The 23,741-nt window shown below is 68.5% G+C and carries 27 protein-coding genes; 12 read left to right on the top strand and 15 right to left on the bottom strand.

Annotated elements, in window-relative coordinates:
* The coding region (locus ACHZD8_RS02705) for a biotin carboxylase N-terminal domain-containing protein (protein WP_394768589.1) at nt 1-277 on the bottom strand (277 nt) is incomplete at its 3' end.
* Between the two features lie 122 nt (nt 278-399).
* Between ACHZD8_RS02705 and ACHZD8_RS02700 the strand changes: the two genes are divergently transcribed.
* Nucleotides 400-1,206, top strand: coding sequence for a ParA family protein (locus ACHZD8_RS02700; protein ID WP_394768584.1), 807 nt, complete (start codon nt 400-402; stop codon nt 1,204-1,206).
* A 234-nt stretch (nt 1,207-1,440) separates the two neighbouring features.
* On the opposite strand, the gene ACHZD8_RS02695 is transcribed toward ACHZD8_RS02700, so the two are convergent.
* The 5 genes from ACHZD8_RS02695 to ACHZD8_RS02675 form a co-directional block, all read right to left on the bottom strand.
* On the bottom strand, nt 1,441-1,989 hold the full coding sequence (locus ACHZD8_RS02695; protein WP_147783345.1) for a MerR family transcriptional regulator: 549 nt from the start codon (nt 1,987-1,989) through the stop codon (nt 1,441-1,443).
* Between the two features lie 172 nt (nt 1,990-2,161).
* Nucleotides 2,162-2,863, bottom strand: a complete 702-nt coding sequence (locus ACHZD8_RS02690) for a MerR family transcriptional regulator (protein WP_147783344.1) — start codon at nt 2,861-2,863, stop codon at nt 2,162-2,164.
* The gene (locus tag ACHZD8_RS02685) at nt 2,863-3,339 is read right to left on the bottom strand and encodes an FHA domain-containing protein (protein ID WP_394768583.1); all 477 of its coding nucleotides are present in this window, start codon (nt 3,337-3,339) and stop codon (nt 2,863-2,865) included. Before ACHZD8_RS02685 ends, ACHZD8_RS02690 begins: the two co-directional genes overlap by 1 nt.
* 21 nt (nt 3,340-3,360) lie before the next feature.
* A complete protein-coding gene (locus tag ACHZD8_RS02680) occupies nt 3,361-3,954 on the bottom strand; it encodes a CDP-alcohol phosphatidyltransferase family protein (RefSeq protein ID WP_394768582.1) in 594 nt (197 codons plus the stop codon).
* 142 nt (nt 3,955-4,096) lie between these two features.
* On the bottom strand, nt 4,097-4,687 hold the full coding sequence (locus tag ACHZD8_RS02675; RefSeq protein WP_394768581.1) for a TetR/AcrR family transcriptional regulator: 591 nt from the start codon (nt 4,685-4,687) through the stop codon (nt 4,097-4,099).
* A 197-nt stretch (nt 4,688-4,884) separates the two neighbouring features.
* Here ACHZD8_RS02675 and ACHZD8_RS02670 point away from each other — a divergent pair, with 197 nt between their 5' ends.
* On the top strand, nt 4,885-5,706 hold the full coding sequence (locus ACHZD8_RS02670; RefSeq protein ID WP_394768580.1) for a DUF1295 domain-containing protein: 822 nt from the start codon (nt 4,885-4,887) through the stop codon (nt 5,704-5,706).
* Between the two features lie 3 nt (nt 5,707-5,709).
* Here the strand turns inward: ACHZD8_RS02670 and ACHZD8_RS02665 are convergent, their stop codons facing one another.
* Nucleotides 5,710-6,213 carry a hypothetical protein gene (locus ACHZD8_RS02665; RefSeq protein WP_394768579.1) on the bottom strand — a complete coding sequence of 168 codons (504 nt, stop codon included), beginning with the start codon at nt 6,211-6,213 and terminating at the stop codon, nt 5,710-5,712.
* Between the two features lie 61 nt (nt 6,214-6,274).
* Between ACHZD8_RS02665 and ACHZD8_RS02660 the strand changes: the two genes are divergently transcribed.
* Both ACHZD8_RS02660 and ACHZD8_RS02655 read left to right on the top strand, forming a co-directional pair.
* Nucleotides 6,275-6,718, top strand: coding sequence for a hypothetical protein (locus ACHZD8_RS02660; protein ID WP_394768578.1), 444 nt, complete (start codon nt 6,275-6,277; stop codon nt 6,716-6,718).
* Nucleotides 6,719-6,770: 52 nt separating this feature from the next.
* On the top strand, nt 6,771-7,142 hold the full coding sequence (locus ACHZD8_RS02655; protein WP_394768577.1) for an RNA-binding S4 domain-containing protein: 372 nt from the start codon (nt 6,771-6,773) through the stop codon (nt 7,140-7,142).
* Between the two features lie 18 nt (nt 7,143-7,160).
* On the opposite strand, the gene ACHZD8_RS02650 is transcribed toward ACHZD8_RS02655, so the two are convergent.
* Complete coding sequence (locus ACHZD8_RS02650; protein WP_394768576.1) at nt 7,161-7,709, bottom strand: MOSC domain-containing protein; 549 nt, start codon at nt 7,707-7,709, stop codon at nt 7,161-7,163.
* Nucleotides 7,710-7,831: 122 nt separating this feature from the next.
* On the opposite strand from ACHZD8_RS02650, the gene ACHZD8_RS02645 reads away from it, so the two are divergent.
* The 3 genes from ACHZD8_RS02645 to ACHZD8_RS02635 all read left to right on the top strand — a co-directional run bounded on the left by ACHZD8_RS02645 (nt 7,832) and on the right by ACHZD8_RS02635 (nt 10,250).
* Nucleotides 7,832-9,271 carry a purine-cytosine permease family protein gene (locus ACHZD8_RS02645; protein ID WP_394768575.1) on the top strand — a complete coding sequence of 480 codons (1,440 nt, stop codon included), beginning with the start codon at nt 7,832-7,834 and terminating at the stop codon, nt 9,269-9,271.
* The gene (locus ACHZD8_RS02640) at nt 9,268-9,732 is read left to right on the top strand and encodes a nucleoside deaminase (RefSeq protein WP_394768574.1); all 465 of its coding nucleotides are present in this window, start codon (nt 9,268-9,270) and stop codon (nt 9,730-9,732) included. The genes ACHZD8_RS02645 and ACHZD8_RS02640 overlap by 4 nt, the downstream gene beginning before the upstream one ends.
* Before the next feature lie 239 nt (nt 9,733-9,971).
* Nucleotides 9,972-10,250: a hypothetical protein gene (locus ACHZD8_RS02635; protein WP_331899638.1), complete on the top strand. Its 279-nt coding sequence runs from the start codon at nt 9,972-9,974 to the stop codon at nt 10,248-10,250.
* A gap of 2 nt (nt 10,251-10,252) precedes the next feature.
* On the opposite strand, the gene ACHZD8_RS02630 is transcribed toward ACHZD8_RS02635, so the two are convergent.
* The 7 genes from ACHZD8_RS02630 to ACHZD8_RS02600 all read right to left on the bottom strand — a co-directional run bounded on the left by ACHZD8_RS02630 (nt 10,253) and on the right by ACHZD8_RS02600 (nt 17,051).
* A complete protein-coding gene (locus ACHZD8_RS02630; RefSeq protein ID WP_394768588.1) occupies nt 10,253-11,572 on the bottom strand; it encodes a nucleotide disphospho-sugar-binding domain-containing protein in 1,320 nt (439 codons plus the stop codon).
* Nucleotides 11,569-13,782 (bottom strand): glycosyltransferase, encoded by a 2,214-nt coding sequence (locus ACHZD8_RS02625; RefSeq protein WP_394768573.1) that lies wholly within the window; start codon nt 13,780-13,782, stop codon nt 11,569-11,571. The genes ACHZD8_RS02630 and ACHZD8_RS02625 overlap by 4 nt, the downstream gene beginning before the upstream one ends.
* A gap of 242 nt (nt 13,783-14,024) precedes the next feature.
* Nucleotides 14,025-14,978, bottom strand: coding sequence for a hypothetical protein (locus ACHZD8_RS02620; RefSeq protein ID WP_394768572.1), 954 nt, complete (start codon nt 14,976-14,978; stop codon nt 14,025-14,027).
* On the bottom strand, nt 14,975-15,730 hold the full coding sequence (locus ACHZD8_RS02615; protein WP_394768571.1) for a cytochrome b N-terminal domain-containing protein: 756 nt from the start codon (nt 15,728-15,730) through the stop codon (nt 14,975-14,977). The genes ACHZD8_RS02620 and ACHZD8_RS02615 overlap by 4 nt, the downstream gene beginning before the upstream one ends.
* Nucleotides 15,727-15,891 (bottom strand): hypothetical protein, encoded by a 165-nt coding sequence (locus ACHZD8_RS02610; protein WP_394768570.1) that lies wholly within the window; start codon nt 15,889-15,891, stop codon nt 15,727-15,729. Before ACHZD8_RS02610 ends, ACHZD8_RS02615 begins: the two co-directional genes overlap by 4 nt.
* Nucleotides 15,892-15,980: 89 nt before the next feature.
* Nucleotides 15,981-16,505, bottom strand: coding sequence for a DinB family protein (locus ACHZD8_RS02605; protein WP_394768569.1), 525 nt, complete (start codon nt 16,503-16,505; stop codon nt 15,981-15,983).
* Nucleotides 16,506-16,547: 42 nt separating this feature from the next.
* Nucleotides 16,548-17,051, bottom strand: a complete 504-nt coding sequence (locus ACHZD8_RS02600) for a nitroreductase/quinone reductase family protein (protein ID WP_394768567.1) — start codon at nt 17,049-17,051, stop codon at nt 16,548-16,550.
* Nucleotides 17,052-17,129: 78 nt separating this feature from the next.
* Between ACHZD8_RS02600 and ACHZD8_RS02595 the strand changes: the two genes are divergently transcribed.
* The 5 genes from ACHZD8_RS02595 (at nt 17,130) to ACHZD8_RS02575 (ending at nt 23,701) form a co-directional block, all read left to right on the top strand.
* A complete protein-coding gene (locus ACHZD8_RS02595) occupies nt 17,130-18,185 on the top strand; it encodes an LLM class flavin-dependent oxidoreductase (RefSeq protein ID WP_394768566.1) in 1,056 nt (351 codons plus the stop codon).
* Nucleotides 18,186-18,364: 179 nt separating this feature from the next.
* The gene (locus ACHZD8_RS02590) at nt 18,365-20,026 is read left to right on the top strand and encodes an ABC transporter substrate-binding protein (RefSeq protein ID WP_394768565.1); all 1,662 of its coding nucleotides are present in this window, start codon (nt 18,365-18,367) and stop codon (nt 20,024-20,026) included.
* A complete protein-coding gene (locus tag ACHZD8_RS02585; protein WP_394768563.1) occupies nt 20,023-21,780 on the top strand; it encodes a dipeptide ABC transporter ATP-binding protein in 1,758 nt (585 codons plus the stop codon). Before ACHZD8_RS02590 ends, ACHZD8_RS02585 begins: the two co-directional genes overlap by 4 nt.
* Entirely contained in the window at nt 21,735-22,706 is a 972-nt protein-coding gene (locus ACHZD8_RS02580; protein WP_394768562.1) for an ABC transporter permease, read from the top strand. The genes ACHZD8_RS02585 and ACHZD8_RS02580 overlap by 46 nt, the downstream gene beginning before the upstream one ends.
* The gene (locus tag ACHZD8_RS02575) at nt 22,703-23,701 is read left to right on the top strand and encodes an ABC transporter permease (protein ID WP_394768561.1); all 999 of its coding nucleotides are present in this window, start codon (nt 22,703-22,705) and stop codon (nt 23,699-23,701) included. Before ACHZD8_RS02580 ends, ACHZD8_RS02575 begins: the two co-directional genes overlap by 4 nt.
* The last annotated feature ends 40 nt before the right edge of the window (nt 23,702-23,741 follow it).

Here is a 23,741-nt window from a genome sequence, read left to right as displayed (position 1 = left end):
CGAGCTCGGGGTTCTCGGAGAGAAAGCCGTAACCGGGGTAGATCGCGTCCGCCCCGCACTCCTTCGCCACCCGGATGATCTCCGAGACGTCGAGATAGGCGCGCACCGGATGTCCGGGCTGGCCGATCTGGTACGCCTCGTCCGCCTTCAGCCGGTGCATCGAATTGCGATCCTCGTATGGGAAGACCGCCACGGTCTGCGCTCCGAGTTCATACGCGGCCCGGAAGGCCCTGATTGCGATTTCGCCACGGTTGGCAACGAGGATCTTCTTGAACATCTGGTCCTTCCGGAACACGGGTCAGCAGAATTTCAGGATCGCACGCGACCCGCCGGTACACTGCCACTCCGCCACGCCAACATTTAGGTTCTTTAAGACTAGTGAAGGTATCGTCTCTACTTGTGCATGTACTCAGCGTCAGCTCCCTCAAGGGCGGGGTCGGCAAGACCACGGTGACGCTCGGACTCGCTTCCGCAGCGTTTTCGAAAGGTCTCCGTACCCTCGTCGTCGATCTCGACCCCCAATCCGATGTGTCGACCGGTATGGACATCATTGTCGCCGGCCACCTCAACGTCGCGGACGTTCTGGCGTCGCCGAAGGAGAAGATCGTGCGCGCCGCGATCGCGCCGAGTGGATGGACCAAGGGTCGCGCCGGCAAGATCGATGTGATGATCGGCAGCCCGGCCGCCATCAACTTCGACGGACCACACCCGAGCATCCGTGACATCTGGAAGCTCGAGGAAGCACTCTCGACTGTGGAGGCCGACTACGACCTGGTGCTGATCGACTGCGCACCCTCGCTCAACGCCCTCACCCGCACCGCCTGGGCCGCGTCCGACCGGGTCACCGTCGTGACCGAGCCCGGCCTGTTCTCCGTGGCGGCCGCCGACCGTGCCCTGCGCGCGATCGAGGAGATTCGCCGCGGCCTCTCCCCCCGCCTGCAGCCCCTCGGCATCATCGTCAACCGCGCCCGAGTGCAGTCGCTGGAGCACCAGTTCCGCATCAAGGAACTGCGGGACATGTTCGGGCCGCTCGTTCTCAGCCCGCAGTTGCCGGAGCGCACCTCCCTGCAGCAGGCGCAAGGCGCCGCGAAGCCGCTGCACGTGTGGCCGGGCGAGAGCGCCCAGGAGATGGCGCACAACTTCGACCTGCTGCTGGACCGCGTGCTGCGCACCGCCAAGATCGGCGAGTACGCCGTAACCGCGTAGCCGGCGCCTCCACGGGCCGGCGCGACGGTGCACCCGCCGCGCTCCCGGCCCCCAGTTTCGTCGTTCCCCGTTTCCGAAATCCATGCATTCTTCGGCGACACGCTCCACAGTGCGCGGCCGTGCGGCGTGTCACCATGGATTGCATGGATTTCGGAAGTGAAGCGAAGCGCAGCGGTGGCCGCGCCGACCGGATGGCGAGGGCCGTGGAGGACGGGCGCCGCGGCGCCGACGGGCTTAGGAGGCCTTGATGGAGCGGCGAGCGGCGAGCTCGTCAGTGACGTCAGGGCGCTCGGAGTCGAGTTCGACGAGGGAGCTCTCCACCTCGCGTAGAACCTTGCCGACGGCTATGCCGAAGACGCCCTGGCCGCGGCTCACGAGGTCGATGACCTCGTCGTTCGAGGTGCAGAGATACACGCTCGCCCCGTCGCTCATGAGCGTCGTCTGGGCGAGGTCGTTCACACCGGATTCGCGCAGCTGGTTGACGGCCGTGCGGATCTGCTGCAGCGAGATCCCGGTGTCGAGCAGTCGTTTGACGAGCTTGAGCACGAGGATGTCGCGGAAGCCGTAGAGGCGCTGCGAGCCGGATCCGGCCGCCCCGCGCACCGTCGGCTCGACGAGTTCGGTGCGAGCCCAGTAATCCAGCTGCCGGTAGCTGATGCCGGCGGCGCGTGCCGCGACGGCGCCGCGATAACCGGCGGAATCATCGAGGTCGGGAAGACCGTCGGTGAAGAGCAAACCGAGGTCGTAACGAGAGTCCTCGTTCCGTGTGTTTGGCTCGCTCATCTGACTGCCTTCCGCCTTGTCGACCATCCTCAACGTTCAAGGAGTGGTTGATACTTCTGTCTTGTTCCACGTTACCGATGGGTTCACCCGGATCGGTGACATTGGCCAAGAACGTCATCGGCGTGTCGGTGCGGACCCGCGGGTTACACCGTCGTTCCCGAGGAATTCCAGTTTAGGGGTCGAGCCTCGAGAGCGCCGAGCGAATCAGGCTGCTGCGCACAATCTCGAGCTGACCGGCGATCTCACGCGCGAGTTCGCCCGCCTTCGCCCTGCTCGACGCGTCTTTCCGTCGTGCGACGGGAATGAGCGCGCTCTCGATGAGTCCGAGTTCCCGTTCGGCCGCCGCGCGGAATCCGCGCAGGTGCCGTGGCTCGATCCCCGAGCGCTGCAGCTCCACGAGGGACCGCAGCACCGCGAGGGCCTCCTCGCCGTAGAGATCCGTCGCGGCGATGAGCGAGGACGACACGGCGTCGTTCAGCAGTTGTGGAGTCGCGCCGGCCTCCCGCACGAGCTCGTCGCGCTGGAACCGTCTCTCCGTCGACAGGATGGACGGTGAGGCGAACGTGGACCCGCCGGGCAACTCGGGTGCCCGGCCGGCATCCAGGTCGTCCAGGTAGCCCCTGATGACCTTGAGCGGCAGGTAGTGGTCGCGCTGCATGGTGAGCACGAACCGCAGCCGGTCGAGATCGGACGGGGAGAACTTGCGGTAACCCGACTCGGTGCGCGCCGGGCAGATCAGCTGGCGCTCCTCGAGAAATCGCAGTTTCGACGGCGTCAGGTCAGGGAATTCGGCCGTGAGCCGGGCAAGGACCTGCCCGATACTGAGAAGCGTCGGCGCCCCAGGCTCGCGAGCCTGGGCGGACGACCGCGCCACTACTTGCTCGCCAGGTGCGCGAGATCCACTCGGGACGCGTAGAAGGTGAGGCGGAACTTGCCCACCTGCACCTCCGACCCGTCGCTGAGAAGCGCCGTGTCGATGCGCACGCCGTCGAAGTAGGTGCCATTGAGCGACCCGAGATCCCTGATCTCGAAAGTCGTCCCGTGCCTCAAGAACTCGGTGTGCCGGCGCGAAACCGTCACATCATCGAGAAAAATGTCTGCATTCGGATGGCGACCGGCGGTGGTCACGTCCGAATCCAGCAAAAAACGTGCCCCCACGTTCGGCCCCCGACGAACTACCAACAACGCTGAACCGGACGGCAGGGCCGTGATGGCCTGCTGTTCCTCCGGCGAAACCCCTCCCTCGAGCGCGGCAAGCTGCGCCTCGAAATCACTGCTCAAGTGGAGGGTTGTGTCGTCCTCGCGAGGCCGGTTCTCTTCATTGTGATCCTGGTTTTCGGAATCAACCATGTCGAACCTCCCTTGCTTTCCTTAGCGCCCAAGCGTATCGGATTCGGACTGTGCGTCTACCCGGGGAATTCTGACCAGTCGAATGGTCTCCGCGAGGTAGATGAATCCGGCCCACCAGTAGAGGAAGGCACCCCACAGGGCGAAGGCCCAGCCGATCGGCGCGGTGATCCAGGCGGCCGCAGGGAAGGCCTGGCCGATCATCAGGATGGGCAGGGCGTAGAAGAGGCAGAACGTGGCCACCTTGCCCAGATGGTGCACGGGCAGGGGACCGTAGCCGAAGTTCGCGAGGGTGATGCCGAGCACGAGCAGCATCACGTCGCGGCCCACGATGATCGCGACGAGCCACCACGGAATCACCCCGCGCACGGCGAGACCGATGAGCGCGGCGAAGATGAACAGACGGTCGGCGGCCGGATCGAGGAGCTGGCCGAGCCGGGAGATCTGGTTGAGTCGCCGCGCGAGGATGCCGTCGAGGTAGTCGGTGACGCTCGAGACCACGAGCACGAGCAGCGCGTAGCCATCCTGCGCGAGCACGATGAGCACGAGAAAGACCGGCACGAGCAACAGCCGGAGGAAGCTCAGGATGTTCGGGATCGTGAAGATCCGGGAACTCACCTGATTCCTCTGCTGTGGCTCCACGATTTCGAGTCTATCGACTGGGAGGCCCGGCGCTAGGATCCGAGGATGACTCGCTGCCCGCGGCGAGCATCACATGACCCCGCACCGACCAGAACGTGAATTGGCAAATGGCGTGCATCTACCGTGCGGGCGGTGCTTGAAGCAGGGCCCGCAGCGTCTGAGAGAGTGACCCCCGAACCTCGCCCTCGCTGAGCCGGCCAGCTCTGACCTCGGCGGCAGCCCCGTGCAGGAGCGAGAAGTAGCACGCCGTCTGCCACGCGATGCTCTGGTCATCGCGAAAAGATCCGTCCGCCCGGCCGCGAGACAAAAGGTGCTCGACGCGAGTCCGGGGATCCGCGTGGCTGCCGTGCATCTGATCGGCCGTCAGAGCCTGCTCCGCCACGCCCCGCAGAACGCTCAAGCTGTTCACGAGCCGCCACGACGAAGCCAGCAGCGACTCCAGCGCCTGCCACGTATCCCCGCTCAGATCCACCGATGCGAGTTCCGCCTCCACTCGCGCCATCGAGGTATGCACGAGTTCCGTCACGAGCTCGTTCCGCGACGAGAAGTGCCCGTACAGAGTGATCCGGGCGATGCCGGCGGCCTGGGCGATATCGGCCAGACTCGCACTCGGATTGACGCTCAGACACTCCGCGGCCGCCTGAAGGATGGCGTCGCGATTCCGCGTCGAATCAGATCGCACCGCCCGCTCCCGCTGCGCACTTGCCATGCCCGAACCCACTTTCTACTAGCTCAAACACTACTGTATGCGATGCGGGTGTTCACCGCCGCCGACTGCTCCAGAGGAAGCCGGAGGAAGCTCAGGATTTTCGGGATCCTGAAGCTCCGGGATTTCACCTGATTCCCCTGCCGGGGCTCCACGATTTCGAGTCCATCGACGGGGAAGCCCGGCGCTAGAATTCGAGGATGACTCCCCAGCTGGTCGTGGCCTGGATCGTGGTGGCGGCGTGCGCGCTCACCTGGGTCGCCTCGCTCGTCACGAGGGACACCTCCTGGGTGGACCGGATCTGGTCCATAGTTCCGGTCGTCTACCTCTGGGTGTTTGCCGGATTCGCCGGCCTCGCGGATGCCCGACTCACCGTGATGGCCGTGCTCGTGACCCTGTGGGGCGCGAGGCTCACCTTCAATTTCGCCCGCAAGGGCGGCTACAGCGGGGTCGAGGACTACCGGTGGGCCGTGCTGCGGCAGCGGATGCGCCCCTGGCAGTTCCAGGTCTTCAACCTCTTCTTCATCGTGATCTACCAGAACGTGCTGCTCGCCCTGATCACGCTGCCGGCCCTCACGGCGTTCGAGCACCGCGGAACCCCGCTCGGCATCCTCGACGCTCTCGTCGCCGCGGTGTTCCTCGCGCTTCTGACCGGGGAGACCGTCGCCGACCAGCAGCAGTGGCGCTTCCAGGCCTGGAAGAAGGCGGAGCTCGCCGCCGGCCGGGTTCCGAGCCCGCGGTTCTTGCAGTCCGGGCTGTTCCGCTACTCCCGCCACCCCAACTTCTTCTTCGAGCAGGCCCAGTGGTGGGCGCTCTTCCTCTTCGGCGCGATCGCCGCGGGCTCCCTCGCGCAGTGGACGGTGCTCGGCGCGCTGCTCCTCACCGTGCTGTTCATCGGGTCCACCGCGTTCACCGAACGGATCACGCTCGGCCGCTATCCCGAATACGCGGACTATCAGACGCGCACCTCGGCGGTCGTGCCGTGGCCGCCTCGGCCGGCGCCGAAGGCCGCGCGGGCCTGAGCGCTAGCTCGGCTTGGGGAAGGCCGCCCGCATGTGATCCGACGAGAGATAGTCGGAGACGCCGATCAGGATGAGGCTGAACACGATCTGCTCGGTGACCATCCAGAGCGGGTAGAGCCCGGGGATCGCCGCGATCACCAGTGTGACCACCGGGAAGATCTTGCTGAACAACTTGAGCCGGCTGTAGGCCCAGTAGTAGCCGCGCTGGGCGCGCCAGGCGAAGTAGAACAGGGTGACGGTGATCGCGAGCACGACTCCCGACCGCATCCAGACCGCCCACGGCACCGTGGAGCCGCGAGCGGTGAGCACGATCACCACGACCACCGCGCCGAGGCCGAGCAGCACCTCCACCGCGAGCAGCCAGGCGATGGCCACGAATGCCCGTCGGGTGGACGGATGCTCGCGCATCTCCTCGGGAATGGTGTACGCGGCGGTCCGGCCGCCCGCGATGCGGTCGAGTCTACGGAAGAGCGGTTCGAGCCGGTCGCCAAGGCCTCGTTGTGTCACCCTCCGAGCGTAGTCGGGGCGCCTTCACCCCGCTGCCGGGGTGAGCGGGTAGCGTCGAGGCATGTCGTGCATCCGTTTCAACACCCCGGCCCAGCGTCAGGCCATGCGTGATCACCGCCCGGTGATGCTCACGAGCGACCAGGTCGCCTCCCTGCACTCGGCTCCCCCGGTGACCGCGAGCAAGATCGCCCGCCTGCGCACGCTCGCCGTGCACACGAACCCCAAGATCCGGGAGAGCGTGGCGAGCAGCCCGCACGCGCCGGATGACCTGCTCGCGACCCTCGCCAGGGACGCGGACGAGGGGGTGCGCTCGTGCGTCGCCCGCAACGAGGGCGCGCCCTGCGATGTGCTGCGCGGCCTCGCCGCCGACCCCTCCGAACGGGTCCGCGGCTTTCTGGCGCTCAACTTCTCCGTGCCGGCAGACGTGATGAACACCCTCGCCGCTGACGACAGCGACGTGGTGCGCGGACTCGTCGGCTGGAAGAGCAGCCTCGCCCGAGCCTGACGGGCGGGCGCCCCGTTCGGCGGAATGGGGCACCGGTGGCTAGAGTCTCACCATGGAACCGGGCGGCACGACGCGAGTCGACAGCTGGATCTGGGCCGTGCGGGTCGCCAAGACCCGGTCGGCCGCGACCGCCCTGTGCCGAGCCGGCCATGTGCAGGTCAATGGGGAGCGGGTCAAGGCGGCCCAGCCGGTGAGGATCGGCGACGAGGTGCGAGTGCGCGGTCCGGAGACGGAACGCACCCTTCGCGTGGCCAGGCTCGTGGCCAAGCGCGTGGGCGCCGTGGTCGCGGCCGAGTGCTTCGAGGACCTCACCCCTCCCCCTCCGCCTCGCGAGGAGGTCGCCGCGACGGCCCACCGTGACCGCGGCGCCGGGCGCCCGACGAAACGTGAGCGGCGCGACCTCGAGAAGCTCCGCGGCCGCTGACTCGGTCGGATGCCGGGGTCAGCCGGCGAAGACCTCGGTGATGGTCGGAGCGCCGGCCGGCCCGCCCAGCACCTCGATCGCATCGCCGGCCTCGATCACCCCCGGCTTCACGACCCGAAGGTAGGCCCCCAGTCGCTTCTCGGCGGCGAAGCGTGTGACCCAGCCGCGCTCGTCCTCGCCACCGACCCAGCGCGCGAAGGTGGCGCAGGGCGAGCGAGGCGCCGTCACCTCCACGACGACCGTCGAGCCGATCCGCCAGCGCTCGCCGATCCTCGACGCCGAGACGTCGATGCCTTCCACCCGGAGGTTCTCGCCGAACCAGCCGGCCGGCAACTGCCGCCCGAGCTCGTGCGCCCAGAAGTCCGCGTCGTCCTGCGCGTAGGCATAGAGGGCCTTGTCCACTCCCCCGTGGTGCTTGCGGCTCGCCTGCACGTCGCCGTACAGGCCGAGGGTGCGCACCCGCACCGGACCGTCCACCGGACGCTTGTCGATGGCGGTGACGCCCACAGATCCGGCGTCGGCCAGCAGGGAGTGCACGACACAGGCGGAGATCAGACGAGGTGACATGACTCATTCCTACCGGACTCTCGGGGCGAACGTTGCCGCGAGGGAAGTCGTATCGTATAAACAGCACGTTTCCGTAGCGACTTCGGCTCGTCTGGGCCGCCCAATCTCCCTAGGATGCCGGAATGACCGAAGCGACAGCGACCATCGCGCCCGCCAGACCCACCATTGTCGAAGCGGGCGGAATCGAGGCGATTCCCGCCGACCGACGACACGGCTCACCCTGGCAGTTGTTCGCCACCTGGACCGCTCCCAACCTCGAGTTCGCCACGATCTTCGTCGGCGTGATCGCCGTCGCGTTCTTCGGCCTCGGCTTCTGGCAGGCGATCCTCGCGCTCGCCCTGGGCACGGCAGCCGGCGCGATCAGCCAGGGGCTGCTCTCCACCTGGGGTCCGCGCGAGGGCCTGGCCCAGATGGTGATCAGCCGCACCGCATTCGGCTACCGGGGCAACATCCTGCCGGCCGCCCTGAACACGGCGATGGCCGGCCTCGGCTGGTTCGCGGTGAACTCGGTGAGCGGCGCGTTCGCCCTCACCACCCTCACCGGCATCCCGACGGTGCTGTCGCTGCTCATCGTCGTCGTGATCGAGGTGGCCGTCGCGTTCGTCGGCCACGATCTCGTGCAGCTCTTCGAGCGCTACTCGAGCTACATCCTCGGCGCGATCTTCCTCGTCGCCACGATCACGATCTTCCTGCACGCGGACCTCGGCTTCGTGCAGAAGGGCGGAAGCAACTTCAGCGTGGCAGGCTTCACCCTCGCGGCCGGGGCCGCGTTCGGCTATGCGGCTGGCTGGAACCCGTACGCCTCGGACTACAGCCGCTATCTCAAAGCGGCCACGAGCAGGCGCACCATCGCCTGGGCCGCCGGGCTCGGCAACTTCGTCTCCTGCATCGTGCTGATGGCGGCGGGCGCCGCCGCCGCCACGATCGCCGGGTTCAACCCGGACGACCCGACGACCTCGTTCACCGCGACAATGCCGGTGATCCTGCGCGACCTCACCCTGATCGCGATCACCGTCGGTGCCATCGCCGCCAACGCGCTCAACATCTACTCCGGGGCGATGTCGTTCCTCGCTGCCGGCATCAAGATACCGTTCGCCTGGCGGCGGGCGATCATCGCCCTCGGCTTCGGCGTTGTCGGCTTCTTCATCGCCTGGAGCGCCCTGCCGGACGCCGGCCACACCTACGAGAACTTCCTCCTCGTGATCGCCTACTGGATCGCCCCCTGGCTCGGCGTCGTGCTCGTCGACCGCTACCTGCGGCGCGGCACCGAGATCGCCTCGATCGTCGCCGACAAGGCCAGATACCGCAACGCGGCGGGGATCGTCGCGTTCCTGTTCGGACTCGTGGTCTCGGTCGTGCTGTTCTCCAACCAGCAGTTCTACGTGGGAGTCGTGCCCAAGGCGTGGGGCGCTGTCGGAGACCTCACCGCGATAGTCGGTCTCGTGCTCTCCGCCGCCGCCTACTACTTCCTCTTTCTCGCCTTCCGGCCCCGCCTAGGTGGCCCGCTGGTCGACGCGGCCGAGGTTCCCGTCGGAATCGATGCAGCGGAGGACGCGGCATGACCATCGGCGAGATCTACCCGACCGACGCCGAGAAGCTTGCCGTCGCGGCGGCGGAGGCCAGGATCGGGGCGGACGAGGGGGGAATCCCGATCGGCGCCGCGCTGTTCGCGGCCGATGGCAGGCTGCTGGGCAGTGGGCACAACCGGCGGGTGCAGGATGGCGACGCGGCGATGCACGCCGAGACCAACGCCTTCCGCAATGCCGGTCGCCAGCGCAGCTACCGGGACACGGTGATGGTGACCACGCTCTCGCCGTGTTGGTACTGCTCGGGCCTCGTGCGGCAGTTCGGCATCGGCCGGGTCGTGGTGGGCGACGACCGCAGCTTTCTCGGCGGCCAGGACTGGCTCGCCGAGAACGGGGTCGAACTCACGGTCGTCAACGACCCGGCGCTCATCGAGATGATGGGGGCGTTCATCCACGAGCATCCTGCGCTCTGGAACGAAGACATCGGCGAGGACTGAGCCGCGGGTTCCCATCCCCCGCAGAAGCCGGTTCGTCTACTTCGCCGATCCGGACGGAAACACCTGGTCGCTGCTGGAACTGCCCGCGCGGGGTTAACAGACCTGTCGGATTAGCGGAATGGGGAGTATCGTTAACTGCGGTTGCCCCAGACCTCGGTCGCCGAGTCGCAGGATGGATATCTCTGGGAGGGCACCAAATGACCGAGGGTAATCGGTTTCGGGTTGGTAAAGCCCTCGACATGGCCATCATCGATGTACTGAACCGCGGTGGACTTGACCACGGCTTGGTCCCCCTTGTCTGGGTGATCGTGTCGTACCCCGAGGGAACTGTCATCGAGGGTCGTCCACCCCTCGACTCGAGCGACCCAGACTTTCTCTGCGAGCTGTGGGCCAGCGCCCTCAACATGACGGAGTACGCCTACGACACCGGCGAGGGCGAGCGCGTCTGGTACCTCACCGATGGCCTGTGGCGGGTCGAGCTGTCGAGCCGCGCGAACTCGGTGCGCTCCGTCGCCTAGTGCTACAACCGCTCCCCGGCGGTCGACGGCGCAAGCGCGTCGAAGGCCCGACGCGCCCCCGGGTACCCGGTGAGTGCCGCCCCCAGGCGATCGAGGGCCTCCCGACCGGCTCCCGAGAGTGCGAGCAGGCGGTCGGCCGCGTCGGCGAGTTCGGCAGCGGTGACGGCGTTGGGGTCGAGCGCGATGCCGAACCCGGCGTCCTCCACCGCCGCGGCGCCGGCGAACTGATCCGTCGAGAACGGCAGGAGCAGCATCGGCACCCCCGCGGTCATCGACTCGGTGACGCTGTTGTTGCCGCCGTGGGAGACGGCCAGGGCGGAGTGCCCGAGCAGGGTGACCTGGGGCAGGAATCCGCGAACCAGCCAGTCGCTCGGAATCTCGCCGAGCTCGGCCGGATCGCTCGAGCCGGTGGCGATCGCCGCGCGCACGTCGAGACCGCGGAGTGCCTCCGCGACCCGGGCGAGCACGTCTCCGCGCACCGACAGGAAGCTCCCGAAACTCACGTAGACCACCGGGGTCCGCGATTCGGCGAGCCAGGCCTCAACGTCCGCGTCCGGCGCCTCCTCCCTCACCGCCGAGCCTATGAAGGCGTGCGGCGGAAGCAGGGCGGTGCGCGCCTCGTCGTGGAGCTCGGCCGGGTAGTTGAGAAAGAGCAGGTCGCCGGTCTCGGCGAACGCGTCGGCGGACGGCTCCGCGTGAGGGTCGAGTTGAGCGAGCGCCGCGTTCCACTGCTCCGTGAACGAATCGCGAACCGTCTCGCAGACGTCGCGCAACTCCTCCGTCTGTTGCCGGTGCGGGTGGAAGGCCGTCGGCCACTGGGGCGGGAATCCGTAGACCTCGCCGGCCACCGGCAGGGCAGACGGATGCCCGAGCACGACATCCGCGTGCCGGTGCCGACCGCTCACCAGGCCGAGACGCGCGGAGAACGCGAGGTGGTCGACGATGATCTGTTGCGGATCGACCTCGCTCACGATCCGCTGCACCGCGCGGGCGGTCTCCACCGGATTCCAGAGCAGGTCGTCGCTGCGGGCCCGGGCCTGGAAGGCCAGGGTCTCGATCATGCCGATGCGGGTCGCGTCGAAGAATCCGCGGAGCGCGTCATCCTCCCCCGTCGGCTGGTCTTCTGCGCGGATCACGCCGGGGTTGGAGCCACGGCCGAGTTGCAGGTTCACGCGTTCGAACCCGAACGAGGCCACGATGTCCGCGGTCGCCGGACCGCTCGCCACCACGACCCGCTCGCCCGCGTCCCGCCACGCCGTGGCGAGGGTCGCGAGCGGAAAGAGATGCGAGGCGTAGTCGGGGCTGATCACCAGCAGGGTCACGAAACGCTCAACTCCCACTCGAGGGTCTCGTTGGCCGCAGCGACGTCGCGGTACACCCCGGACAGCGTGCTCGCCATCGCCTGGATGGTGAACGAGCGCTCCACCATTTTGGCGGCACGGGTGGCGAAGTCCATGCCGCTGGGGCCGGATGCCACATCGAGGGCATCCGCCACGCCCTGGGCGAGGGCCGCGACGTCCGTGGTGTCGACGAGGAAGCCTGTCACCCGGTTCTCCACGTAGGTGGCCGGACCCCCGGCGGCGGGGACCACGACCGGCAGGCCGGCGGCCATCGCCTCGAGGATCGCCAGGCCGAATTCCTCCTTGAGGCTCGCGCAGACATAGACGCCCCCCGCGGCGGTGAGGCCGGGCCGACCGTAACGCGCGGCGGCCAGCCAGCGGGCCACGGTGTCGTTGGAGCGGTGACCGGCAAGGATGAGCCCGCTCTCGAGGGCCTCGGCCCGGGGAATCGCCGCGTCCATGATGTCCAGCTCGCCCTGTTCGTCCCCGGACGGCCGGGCAAGGTTGCCGCCGACCACGAGGAGGTTGCACCGATCCCTCAGCCGGGAGTCCGCCGCCCACGCCTCGACGAGCGTGCCCATGCCCTTCACCCGGTGGAGCCGCCCGACCGAAATGGCGAGCGGGAGACCGCGGCGGTGCTCGGGCAGGGACCTCAGCAGGGCATCCAGTTCCTCGAACGCCCTGGCGCTCGACGCCTCGAGGAGAGTGGGCTCCTCCCCCGATTCCGACCACTGCGCCTCGGCGCAGGACTGCTGGATCACCGAGAGGTCGATGCCCTCCGGAATCACCGAATGGCGCTCCGGATGGGCCGTGATGTCGATGCCGACGAGTTCGCGCATGTCCCGGCCGAGCTCGGAGCGCGGGAACAGCACGGTGTGCGCGGCATCCGCGGCGAGCCGCTGCACGAGCCGGGCACGGAACCAGAAATGCTCCCTCTCGTCGACGGAGCCGAAGTTGGCCCTGGTCAGCGTGCCGGAGTTCTCCAGCGAACGGATGACGCTGTGCGGGTCGGGAGCCACGGTGAAGACGACGGGGATGTCCAGTTCGCGGGCGACCGTCGAGGCCGCCAGCGTGCCGACGTCCGCCATCCGGAGGTGGACGGCATCGACGGTGCCGGCGGTGCGGAGGACGCGCCGGATGCCGCGCTGGGCGGCGATGCGCCGCGGCCACGCGTCGACGGAGGCGACGCCGCCGCCGAGGAACGGCACAACGGCGAAGGCATGCCCGTCGAGAGTCGAGCCGACCTCGGGCAGGCTCGCGAGGGCGGCGTCGAAGTCGCCCCGCGAGAGGGTGAGCACGCGAGCGATCGATTCGGTCGAGTCGGCACCAGCCGCACCCCGACCCGAACGGCCGTGGGCGACGAGCGAGTCGCCGAGCCGCACCAGAAGGGTGGCGATCCCGCCGTTGTCCCCGGCTCCCACCTGGGTCAGCTCGCGGTCGATGTCGGCGTGGAGGAACAGCTGGGCGACCGTCAGCCCGCGGCTCCAGGGCGCGCGCGGCTCGGCAGTGGCGGTGAGGTCGAGCAGGGCGAGGCGGGCGACACCGGCGAGGCCATCGTCCCGCCGAGACAGATCACCGACGATGGTGATGATCGCCTCGCTCGGCTCGCGATCACCGAGGGCGGCGATCGCGGCGGCACGCACGTTGTCGCGCTCGTCGGCGTCGAGCGCCACCCGGCGAAGTGCCCGTTCCGGAATGCGCCCGGAGACGAGGCCGATCGTCTCGACGAGGCGGGCCCTGGCCTCGAAGTTCACCACGCCGAGGAGGGCCCCCTCGATGACGAGGGCCACGTGATCGGGCGCGGCCGACGCCCAGTGCTCGATCGTGCGCTGCGCGATCATTCCCGAGAAGCCGCCGGCGACGACCATCGCGACCAGACCGGACATCGCGTCGAACCGGGGCAGGCGCGATCCGAGCGCCCACGCCGCATGCTCGCGCAGGAAGGGCGACCCGTGGCCGAGCAGCGACACGAGCGCGTCGTCTGCCGACTCGTCGAACACCTGGCCGAGCGAGTGCACCGCGGCGATCGCCGTGACCTGGTCGAGCGGGTCGAGCGCCGCCTGGGTGAGAAGTCGAACCGCTCTCGTGCCGCCGTCCCGGCTGGCGGCCACCGTCAGGTCGTCCGCGTATCGAATTCCCTCGACGATCGATGCGGCCTGCCGGGTAAGGTCAAGGCTGGTTTGGGTTCCCACGTCGTTCCACCTCTCTCGGGCCCCCTGGTTCGTGACTGTCGACCCGGGTGGGCATCGGTGTCCTGCGCTCGCACTGCACCGCACGGTACTCCCGTCAGGCCTTCGTAGCGGAAGCCCCAGCAGATTGTCAGCTAGCTGATCTTTACCGGCGAACCTGAGCAAACGCTGCTGATCGTCTCGAGGCAGGAAGACGCGAACGACCGCGACGTTGGAGTCGCGGTCGTTCGGGCCTACGGAGGCGGTCAGCGCTTCCGGTAGTAGTCCTTCCAGACCAGCCGATGGAGCGGAATCCACCGAGGAATGGTGCGCAGGCCCGGGATGAAGGGCACGAGGGCCAGCAGCAGCGTGAGCACCCCCATGATCACCACGACGAGAATGTCGGCGTTCGCCGCCGACTTCACCGGCTCGACCTGGTAGAAGAACGAGAAGAGCCACAGCCACGACTGCCCGGGGTAGTTGCCTGTCTCGTTCATCATTCCCCACTGGTCACCGGTGAGGTGCTGGGCGGTCGCCAGATCCGGGAAGTAGGTTCCGTCGCCCAGGAACAGGATCGTCGGGGTGTAATCGGTGTTGTAGAAGGATCCGCGGGACTGCAGCACACCGTCGAGGGAGCCCTGCTGGGCCATCGCGAGGAGGCTGCCGGTCAGGGCCGGAACCGGACCGTACGAGCCGTCGGCAACCTTCGCCGGATCGTTGTCCGGCGCCTTCTCCAGGGCCTTGCCGTAGGCCGCCGTCCAGTCGGTGCGCTGCTTGTCGCTGGCGGTGGTCCAGGTGGCGATCTCCTTGGGCGCGTTCGGAAGGGTCGACAGCGGGTGGATCACCAGATCCTCGGCCGTGTTGATCGGGATGCGCACTCCGGAGAAGCTCTGCAGGTCGATCGGGCCCAGGGTCTGAGTGGCATCCGGGGTCGAGTTGTATGGCGGGCCGTAGCCGGCCGTCTCGCTGGTTCCACCGAGTTCGGCCGTCGCGGTGGCCACGAAGTCTGCCGGCTTCGCGTTGGCCCACGACTTGAGGGTGATGCTCGGGTCGTCCGGCGAACTCAGGATGAGGGAGACCCCCACCACGAGCACGGTGACGACGATCACTCCGATCGTGAGCTCCTTGAACAGGTCGTATTCGCGCACCCTGCCCTTCCACGGGCGGCCGGCGATGCCGGTGCCCTTGCGCCAGGACATGGGGCTGAGGGGCTTGCTCATCGCACGACCTCCGTCGGTTCCTCGGTCGGCTGCTGAAGCGTGTGCGCCCGCGGCTGGGCCTGCGGTTCAGGCACCGGCTGCGGCGCCGGCCGAAGCTGCGCGTCCGTCTCCGCGGCCTCGAGCGGGGGCACCACCCCGTGCACCCGCACGAGGATCACGTGGAACGCCACGATCGCGGCGACGGCGAGTGGCAGCAGCACGATGTGCCACATGAAGATCTGGCCGAGGTTGGCCACGTTGAACCAGGCGCCGATGCCCACGGCGTTGAGGGCATCCTTGCCTTCGAACGCGATCCACTGCGAGTCGAAGTTGGTCTGCAGAAGGTAGCCGGTGAAGGCGGCGACGATCGACACCGCGAACGAGACGACGCCGGTGATCCAGGTAAGAACGCGTCCACCGCGCCAGGCCGCCATCCAGTACTTGCCCCAGAGGTGCACGACCATGAAGAGGAAGAAGAACTCGACGCTCCACAGGTGGGTGCTGTTGATGAAGTGACCGAATCCGGAGACGTGCCACCACAGCGGCCCGTTGAGGCTCAGGATCACGCCCGAGACGATGATGATCACCAGGGAGGCGATCGCCCCCATCCCGAACACGTAGATCCACGAGGCCACGTAGCTCGGCTGGTCCTGCGGGAGGAGCTTGTCTGGGGGCAGTTTCTTCAGCACCCAGCGACGCGTCTTACCCGTCCAGGTGTAGAACTCCTCTTCCGACTCGGCGTGATGACCGGTCGACCCGGTCGGCGCGCTCACTTGCGCCTCTTCGCGGCGGGGAAGGGCAACACGAGGGCGAGCACGAACAGCACGAGCATGACGATGATGACGACGAAGTTGCCGAGCTGGATGACGAAATCACCCCAGCCCAGATAGATAGCCGGGCTCTCACCGGCGGCTAATGCGAGCAGACTGTTCATGCGAACCTCCGGATGCGGACCATTTGATTCGAACCGTATTGCCGCGGAGTGCATCCGCGCGGGACCTTGGTCCCTACGGGCCGCCCGTGTTACTCGCGCAGGGCGCGCCTCTCCAGCACGCCGCGCACGAAGGCCGCCTGGCCCACGTGCTGGAGGTCGTCGCTGATCACACTGACGAGACGCGCCGCGAGCGTCACGGGGGGAACCCAGTGCCGGTCGACGATTCGGTCGAGATCGGTGTCGGACAGGGTGGTGAGGTAGCGGACGGTGCGGTCGTGCACGTCGTCGTGGTAGCCGATGAACCTGTCCCGGCTGATGTCGCACACCCGGGCGACGTCTGACGAGGTGTGCCCATAGCCGGTCGCTCTCAGCTCGAACGGGAGCGCGAACCGCTCGGCCCAGCCATCGGCGGTCCACGCCTGTTCCGTGCCGGCGACCGCCGCGACGTGGTCGTCCTGGATGCGACTGAGATGCCAGAGCAGCCAACCGATGGAGTTGGCGCCGTCATCGACGCGCGCGGAGAGCTGTTCAGGGCTCAGCCCCTTGGCCGCGTGATGAACAGAGTCCCTGACTCGGTCGAAGGCGTCGACGAGGAGCGCGGCTGTGGTGGTCATGATTCGACCGTACGCGCGCCGCCACGGGCGGGTAGGGTCCTTCTACCCAGAGCCCAGGCCGCCGGCCAGCGGCTCGAGCCGGAAGATTCTCAGCACCCGGCCGGACTGCCGTTCGTACTCGCGATAGTTGGGCCATTGAGCCTCGATGAGCCGCCAGACCCGTTCGCGCTCGTCGCCGGCCACCGTGGTCGCCAGCACCGGGATGCTCCTGCCCCGCACGATCGCCGTCGCCCGGGGGTCGGCGAGCAGGTTGGTCGTCCACGCCGGGTGGTCTTCCCGGGCGAAGTTGCTGCCGACCACGAGCATCCGACCCCGCCCCTCCGGGCAGTACATGAGGGTCGTTTCGCGTTCGACTCCCGACTTGGCCCCGGTGGTGCGCAACACGAGGGACGGCACGAGCAGCCCGCTCAGCGGCACCGTGCCGCGGGTCAGAACGGTCATCGCCCGCTCGAGGGGAGGCATTACCACCGGGCCGACCCGCCGGAAGAGCGGCGTGCGGGTGAACGCCGCCACGACAACTCGAACGCCGCGCACCAGGGATGCCATTGCTGCATTCTGTTCGAAAAAGAGTGTGCGCGCCGCACCGGCGGGAATACTCACGGCGGCGCGAGCGCTGTTGTCCTGGTGAAACGCATCGGATTCCTGTCTTTCGGCCACTGGCAACCCGTGCCGGGATCCCAGACGAGGACGGCGTGGGATGCCCTGCTGCAGACGGTGGAACTGGCCGTCGCCGCCGAGGAGATCGGAATCGACGGGGCCTACGTTCGCGTGCACCACTTCGCGCCCCAACTCGCCTCCCCGTTTCCCCTGCTGGCCGCGATGGCGGCGCGCACGAGCCGCATCGAGGTGGGCACCGGCGTGATCGACATGCGTTACGAGAACCCCCTCTACATGGCGGAGGAGGCGGCGGTCACCGACCTGCTGAGCGGTGGCAGACTGCAGCTCGGAGTGAGCCGCGGTTCACCCGAAACGGCCCTCCGCGGCTCGGAGGCATTCGGTTACGTTCCCGCAGACGGGCGGACGGATGCCGACGATGCTCGCTCCCACACCGCGCTGTTCCGAGCGGCCATCGATGGCGCCGGCGTCGCGATGGCGAACCCGCAGGTCACCGGCACCTCGGGAGCTCTCGCCATCCAGCCGCAGTCCCCCGGGCTGGCTGACCGCATCTGGTGGGGTTCCGGCACGCGCCAGACCGCCCGCTGGACCGCCGAGCAGGGCATGAACCTGATGAGCTCGACCCTTCTCACCGAGGACACCGGTGTGCCGTTCGACGAGTTGCAGGCCGAGCAGATCGCCATCTATCGGGCGGCCTGGGCGGAGGCCGGCTGGCCGCGCGAGCCCCGGGTGTCGGTGAGCCGCAGCGTCCTGCCGATCGTGACGGACCTCGACCGTCGATACTTCGGGGCCAGGTCCGCCGAGAACACCGACCAGGTCGGCCACCTCGACGGCGGGGTCGCCAGATTCGGCAAGAGCTACGTGGGCGAGCCGGACAGGATCGCCGAGGAACTCGGCAGGGACGCGGCCGTGAGGGAGGCCGACACCGTGCTGCTCACGGTGCCGAACCAGCTCGGGGTCGACTACAACGCCCACCTGCTCGAGACGATCGCTCGGCACGTGGCTCCGGCTCTCGGCTGGCGACCGAACCTCGACCCGACGGCGGGTCGGCAGCCGGCCGACTGACCGCCACGAATCGTCATACGATTTGGCGGCCCTCCCCCGGCGGACGAGCGTGGCTCCCGGGGTTCGCGGATCACGTCGGCGCAGACGCCGACCGGACAGACAGTGAATTCCTCATGGGTGGCGTGCCCGCGCCAGCCGATGAGAACGAACAGCACGAAACAACAGACAGAGGTCAGGAAATGAAGAATCTCACACGCGCGGGCATCGTCGCGATCGCCGCGACCCTACTCATCACGGGTTGCTCGTCCACCACGGGCTCGGCGGGCACGGCGGCGGGAGCAAGCAAGGGCGGCACGCTCACGATCCTCACCCCGAGCACCAAGATCGACCTGGATCCGGCCAAGAGTCAGAACCTCGCGATCACCACGCTGGGGCTGATCGAGCGTCGCCTGACCACCTGGGACATCCGCGCCGGCAAGCCGGCAACCGTCGTGCCCGACCTCGCGACCACCACCGGAACTCCGAGCGACGGCGGCAAGACCTGGACCTTCACCCTCAAGGATGGGCTGAAGTTCGCCGACGGCTCCCCCATCACCACCGCCGACATCAAGTACGGCGTCGAGCGGTCGTTCGCGGACGAGCTCTCCGGCGGTCTCAGCTACCACAAGTCGCTGCTCGTCGGCGGAGCCGACTACCACGGCCCGTACGCGGGATCCACGCTCGCGTCCATCGAGACCCCGAGCGCCAAGTCGATAGTCTTCCACCTCACCGGCGCCTACGGCGACTGGCCGTGGATCGCCTCCATGCCGGCGTTCGCGCCGGTGCCCCAGGCGAAGGACGACCCGGCGACCTACGGCCAGAATCCGGTCGCCTCCGGGCCGTACAAGGTGGCGTCGAACAAGCAGGGAACCGCGCTCACCCTCACCCGCAACACGTACTGGAGCGCGAAGTCCGACACCGTGCGGGTGGCCGGGCCCGACTCCGTGGTCTTCCGGATGAGCCAGGATCCGAGCACCACGGCGCAGAGCCTCATCTCCGACGCGGGCGACACCAAGGCCGCCTTCGGAGCGGCGTTCCTCGGCGCCGCCCAACTGGCCCAGGTGAACCGCGACCCCGCCGCGAAGGCGCGCCTCGCGACCTCCCAGGCCGGCCCGCTCTCCTATCTCGCCCTGAACACGCAGCGCGGCGCTCTGAAGAACCTCGACGTGCGCAAGGCGATCGAGTACGCCGTCGACAAGAAGGCCTACCTCATCGCCTCGGGCGGCGCGGCGGCCGGTGAGACCGCGACGACCCTGATCACCCCCGGGATCGCCGGTCGGCGGGCCTTCGATCTCTATCCGGCGGGAGCGGATGGCGACGTGAAGAAGGCGAAGGCGCTGCTGGCGAAGGCCGGCCAGTCGAGCGGACTGTCGCTCACGCTCCTCGTGCAGAACGACGCGGCGTTCCTCGCCAAGGCGCAGGCCATCCAGCAGGGAGTTGAGCGCGCGGGAATCACCGTCACCATCGCCCCGGAAGACGTGAACTCGTTCTACTCCGACGCGACGGCCACCGACGCGAACTACGACCTCGCCCTGTACAGCTGGCAGCCCGACTTCCCGAGCGCGAACAGCAACATCCAGCCCCTGTTCGCGTCGAGCGAGATCGGCGAGGGCCGTAACAACGTGGCGCGGTACTCCAACCAGGAGGTCGACGCCCTCATCGCGAAGGCCACCGCCGAGGTGGACCAGAAGGCCGCCCAGGCGCTGTGGGCGAAGGCCGACAAGAGGATCATGCAGGATGCCCCGGTCGTGCCGCTGAGCTATGCGAAGCAGTCCTTCCTGCGCGGATCGAACGTGAAGAACTTCTTCGTCGCGTCGTTCCCGGCCTACCCGAATTACCTCACCCTCTCGCTCGCGAAATGAGCGACGGATCGGCACCGGTGGTGCTGTCGGTGGATGGGGTCTCGATCTCGTTCACCGGCGGCGTCCCCGAGGCCGACCGCCCCGTGGTCGATGGCGTGAGTTTCGAGCTGCGGCGCGGTCGCGTGTTGGCCCTGGTCGGCGAATCCGGGTCGGGCAAGAGCGTCACCGCCATGTCGACCCTCGGGTTGCTCCCCCGCAATGCCCGTGTCACGGGCAGCATCCGCCTGGGCGACGAGGAGTTGCTGGGGGCCGACGCCGCCCGGCTGCGGCAGATCCGCGGCGGCGGCATCGGAACGATCTTCCAGGAGCCGATGAGCGCCTTCAACCCCGTGCTCTCCATCGGCGCCCAGATCGGCGAGGCGCTTAGGACGCACTCGAGCGGCCTCAGCAGAGCCTCCGTCACCACGGCCCTCGTCGACCTGCTCGATTCCGTCGGCATCGACGACCCGCCGCGGGTGCTCCGGGCGTTTCCGCACGAGCTCTCCGGCGGGCAGCTCCAGCGCGCGATGATCGCCATGGCCATCTCGGGCGACCCCGGCGTGCTGATCGCCGACGAGCCGACCACGGCCCTCGACGTGACGGTGCAGGCCGGAATCCTGGACCTGATCCGGCAGTTGCGGGATCGAACCGGCATGGCGGTGCTGCTGATCACCCACGACATGGGGGTCGTCGCCGACCTCGCGGATGACGTCGTCGTGATGCGGGACGGCGCGGTCGTCGAGCGCGCCGACGTCGGCACCCTCTTCTCCCGACCCACCGAGGAGTACACCGCGGCGCTGCTTGCCGCCGTGCCCCGGCTCGATTCCCTCGGCGCCGTCGGTGCGGGCTCCGATCGCGTCGTCGTGGCGGATCGCGAGGCAGAACCCCAGGGGCTCGAGACAGTGGCGAGCGAAACTGCGGCGAGCGGTCACGCCGCCGTCACCCTCTCGAACGCGGACGTCGTCTACGGCCGGCGCGGGTGGCGGCGCGCGGGCACCAAGGCCGTCGACGGAGTGTCGCTCGAGATCCGGGCCGGGCGGATTCTCGGCCTGGTCGGCGAATCCGGTTCCGGGAAGTCCACCGTCGGCCGTGCCATCGCCGGGCTCGTGCCCCTCGCGGCCGGGTCGATCGACGTCGCCGGGATCGGCCTCGGGGCGGCATCCGCCCGGGCGCTTCGCTCGGCGCGGGCGCGCCTCGGGTACGTCTTCCAGGACCCCGCCTCGTCCCTCAACCCGCGCTTCACGATCGAGCAGAGCATCGGCGAGCCCCTGCGGCTGCACTCGAGCCTCGACCGGGCCGGGCAGCGAGCCCGCGTGGCCGAGCTGCTCGATGCCGTGCAGCTGCCGACGGACACCGCCGGCCGGTACCAGCACGAACTGTCCGGTGGGCAGCGCCAACGGGTCGCGATCGCCAGGGCGATCGCGCTCGGCCCAGCGCTGCTCATCGCCGACGAACCGACGAGCGCGCTCGACGTGTCTGTACAGGCCCTCGTGCTCGACCTGCTGCGCGACCTGCAGGGCCGGCTGGGGTTCGCCTGCCTGTTCATCAGCCACGACCTGGCGGTAGTGCACGAACTGGTCGACGAGGTCGCGGTGATGCATCGCGGCCGGATCGTGGAGAGCGGGGCGGCGACGACCGTGCTGCGCTCCCCCACCGACGACTACACCCGGCGTCTGCTCGCGGCGGCACCCGTGGCCGACCCCGTCGACCAGTGCGCGCGACGTGAGGCGTGGCGGGCACTCTCGCTCGCGCCGAGCGCGGCTGGTGCCTCGTGACCGCCGTCGGGTCCGCGCGCTCCGACGCGCCGACGGGGCTCCGCCGGGTGGCGGGCCGACTCCGAGCCGACCGCTGGGCAACCGCCGGGCTGGTCGTGATCGGGCTGTTCGTGCTCGCCGCCGTCTTCGCCGGCCCGCTCACCGCGATCAGTGGGCAGAACCCGTACACCTACCACCTGGACCGGCTCGACGACTCGGGCTCCCCCCTCGGCTTCGGCGGCGGCATCAGCACCACCCACTGGTTCGGCGTCGAACCCCTCACCGGCCGAGACCTCTTCGCCATCGTGGTCTTCGGCTCGCGCACGTCCCTGCTCGTGAGTGTGAGTGCCACTGTCCTCGCCGTGGTCGTCGGCGTGCTCGTCGGCATCACCACTGGCTTCTTCGGCGGCTGGTACGACCGCGCACTGAGCCGAGTGATCGACGTGATCTTCGGCTTCCCGAGTCTCGTCTTCATGATCTCGCTCACGGCGATCGTGCCGACGAGCTTCCCCAAGCCCCTACTGATCATCCTCGTGATCGGCTTCTTCGGCTGGCCGTCCATCGCCAGGGTGGTGCGCGGCCAGACCCTCTCGCTGCGCGAACGCAACTTCGTGGTCGCCTCCAACGCGATGGGGGCTGGACCGTGGCACATCATCGCGCGCCAGGTGCTGCCGAACGTCAGCGCCACCATCATCGTCTTCGCCACCATCTCCATCCCGAGCATGATCGGCGTGGAGGCGGCGCTGTCGTTCCTCGGCGTCGGCGTGCCTCCCCCGACTCCGTCCTGGGGCCGCACCATCGGCGACGCGGTCACCTGGGTGCAGACCGATCCCGTCTACCTCGTCTTTCCCGGCGCCGCGCTGTTCCTGGTCACCCTCGCCTTCAACGTGGTCGGGGACGGCCTGCGGGATGCGCTCGATCCTCGACGAGGGGTGGTGCCCCGATGAGGACCGCCGGATTCGTCGCCTACCGGATCGCCGGGATGCTCGTGGTGCTGCTGGTGATCGCCGCGATCACCTATGCGATCTTCTACCTGTTGCCCACGAACCCCGCCCAGCTGAGTTGCGGCAAGCCGTGCACCCCGGAGAACCTCGCCAGGGTGGAACGGTTCATGGGCTACGACCTGCCGTGGTACCAGCAGTTCTGGGACTTCCTGCGCGGGATCGTCGCCGGCCGCACCTACGGCAGCGGCGCGGGCGCCGTGACGTGCGCGAGCCCGTGCTTCGGCTACTCGTTCCAGCTCAACACCACGGTCACCGACCTCATCGTCTCCCGCTTCCCGGTCACCGCCTCCATCGCCGTCGGTGCCGCCGCGGTCTGGCTCGTCGTGGGCGTCGGCAGCGGTGTCGCCTCGGCGCTCACCCGAGGAACCGCGATCGACCGGGGCATCATGACCGTCGCCATCGCCGGGGTGTCTGCACCCAGCTATCTCGTGGGGCTCCTCGCGATCCTGTTCTTCTCCTTCACCCTCCACCTGCTCCCCTCCGGCGGCTACGTCGCCTTCGCCGACGACCCCCTCCAGTGGCTCAGCCACCTCGTGTTGCCCTGGTTCACCCTCGCGTTCATCAGCGGTGCCATCTACGCGCGGCTCACCCGGGGGCAGATGCTCGAGGTGATGGGCGAGGACTACATCCGCACCGCCCGGGCGAAGGGGCTCACCGAGCGCCGCGTGGTGGTGCGCCACGGCCTGCGCAACGCCCTGATCCCCGTGGTGACGATCTTCGGGCTCGACCTCGGCGGCCTCCTCGGCGGCGCGGTCATCACCGAGAAGGTCTTCTCGATGCAGGGCCTCGGGGCCATGCTCATCGACGCCGTGCACAACCTCGACCTGCAGGTCGTCGTGGGGTTCACCCTCTTCGCCGCGTTCCTCATCGTGCTGGCGAATTTCGCGGTCGACCTCGTCTACGGCCTCATCGATCCGCGGGTGAAAGCTCGGGTCTGAGGGGTAAAATCGGGCCTGGGCAACCCGGTCGTCGGCGGTC

The sequence above is a fragment of the Lacisediminihabitans sp. genome (assembly GCF_043726815.1).
GTDB lineage: Bacteria > Actinomycetota > Actinomycetes > Actinomycetales > Microbacteriaceae > Lacisediminihabitans.
The sequence above is the reverse complement of the archived record's forward strand: the minus strand, read 5'-3'. Positions and strand labels throughout refer to the sequence as shown.

Excerpts from the sequence above, each read along its gene's own strand:
- ACHZD8_RS02675 (WP_394768581.1), bottom strand. The coding sequence starts at position 4,687 with ATGGCAAGTGCGCAGCGGGAGCGGGCGGTGCGATCTGATTCGACGCGG.
- ACHZD8_RS02635 (WP_331899638.1), top strand. The coding sequence starts at position 9,972 with ATGGCCATCATCGATGTACTGAACCGCGGTGGACTTGACCACGGCTTG.
- ACHZD8_RS02685 (WP_394768583.1), bottom strand. The coding sequence starts at position 3,339 with ATGGTTGATTCCGAAAACCAGGATCACAATGAAGAGAACCGGCCTCGC.
- ACHZD8_RS02590 (WP_394768565.1), top strand. The coding sequence starts at position 18,365 with ATGAAGAATCTCACACGCGCGGGCATCGTCGCGATCGCCGCGACCCTA.
- ACHZD8_RS02585 (WP_394768563.1), top strand. The coding sequence starts at position 20,023 with ATGAGCGACGGATCGGCACCGGTGGTGCTGTCGGTGGATGGGGTCTCG.
- ACHZD8_RS02655 (WP_394768577.1), top strand. The coding sequence starts at position 6,771 with ATGGAACCGGGCGGCACGACGCGAGTCGACAGCTGGATCTGGGCCGTG.
- ACHZD8_RS02605 (WP_394768569.1), bottom strand. The coding sequence starts at position 16,505 with ATGACCACCACAGCCGCGCTCCTCGTCGACGCCTTCGACCGAGTCAGG.
- ACHZD8_RS02660 (WP_394768578.1), top strand. The coding sequence starts at position 6,275 with ATGTCGTGCATCCGTTTCAACACCCCGGCCCAGCGTCAGGCCATGCGT.
- ACHZD8_RS02620 (WP_394768572.1), bottom strand. The coding sequence starts at position 14,978 with ATGAGCAAGCCCCTCAGCCCCATGTCCTGGCGCAAGGGCACCGGCATC.
- ACHZD8_RS02610 (WP_394768570.1), bottom strand. The coding sequence starts at position 15,891 with ATGAACAGTCTGCTCGCATTAGCCGCCGGTGAGAGCCCGGCTATCTAT.
- ACHZD8_RS02640 (WP_394768574.1), top strand. The coding sequence starts at position 9,268 with ATGACCATCGGCGAGATCTACCCGACCGACGCCGAGAAGCTTGCCGTC.
- ACHZD8_RS02650 (WP_394768576.1), bottom strand. The coding sequence starts at position 7,709 with ATGTCACCTCGTCTGATCTCCGCCTGTGTCGTGCACTCCCTGCTGGCC.
- ACHZD8_RS02645 (WP_394768575.1), top strand. The coding sequence starts at position 7,832 with ATGACCGAAGCGACAGCGACCATCGCGCCCGCCAGACCCACCATTGTC.
- ACHZD8_RS02575 (WP_394768561.1), top strand. The coding sequence starts at position 22,703 with ATGAGGACCGCCGGATTCGTCGCCTACCGGATCGCCGGGATGCTCGTG.
- ACHZD8_RS02600 (WP_394768567.1), bottom strand. The coding sequence starts at position 17,051 with ATGGCATCCCTGGTGCGCGGCGTTCGAGTTGTCGTGGCGGCGTTCACC.
- ACHZD8_RS02670 (WP_394768580.1), top strand. The coding sequence starts at position 4,885 with ATGACTCCCCAGCTGGTCGTGGCCTGGATCGTGGTGGCGGCGTGCGCG.
- ACHZD8_RS02695 (WP_147783345.1), bottom strand. The coding sequence starts at position 1,989 with ATGAGCGAGCCAAACACACGGAACGAGGACTCTCGTTACGACCTCGGT.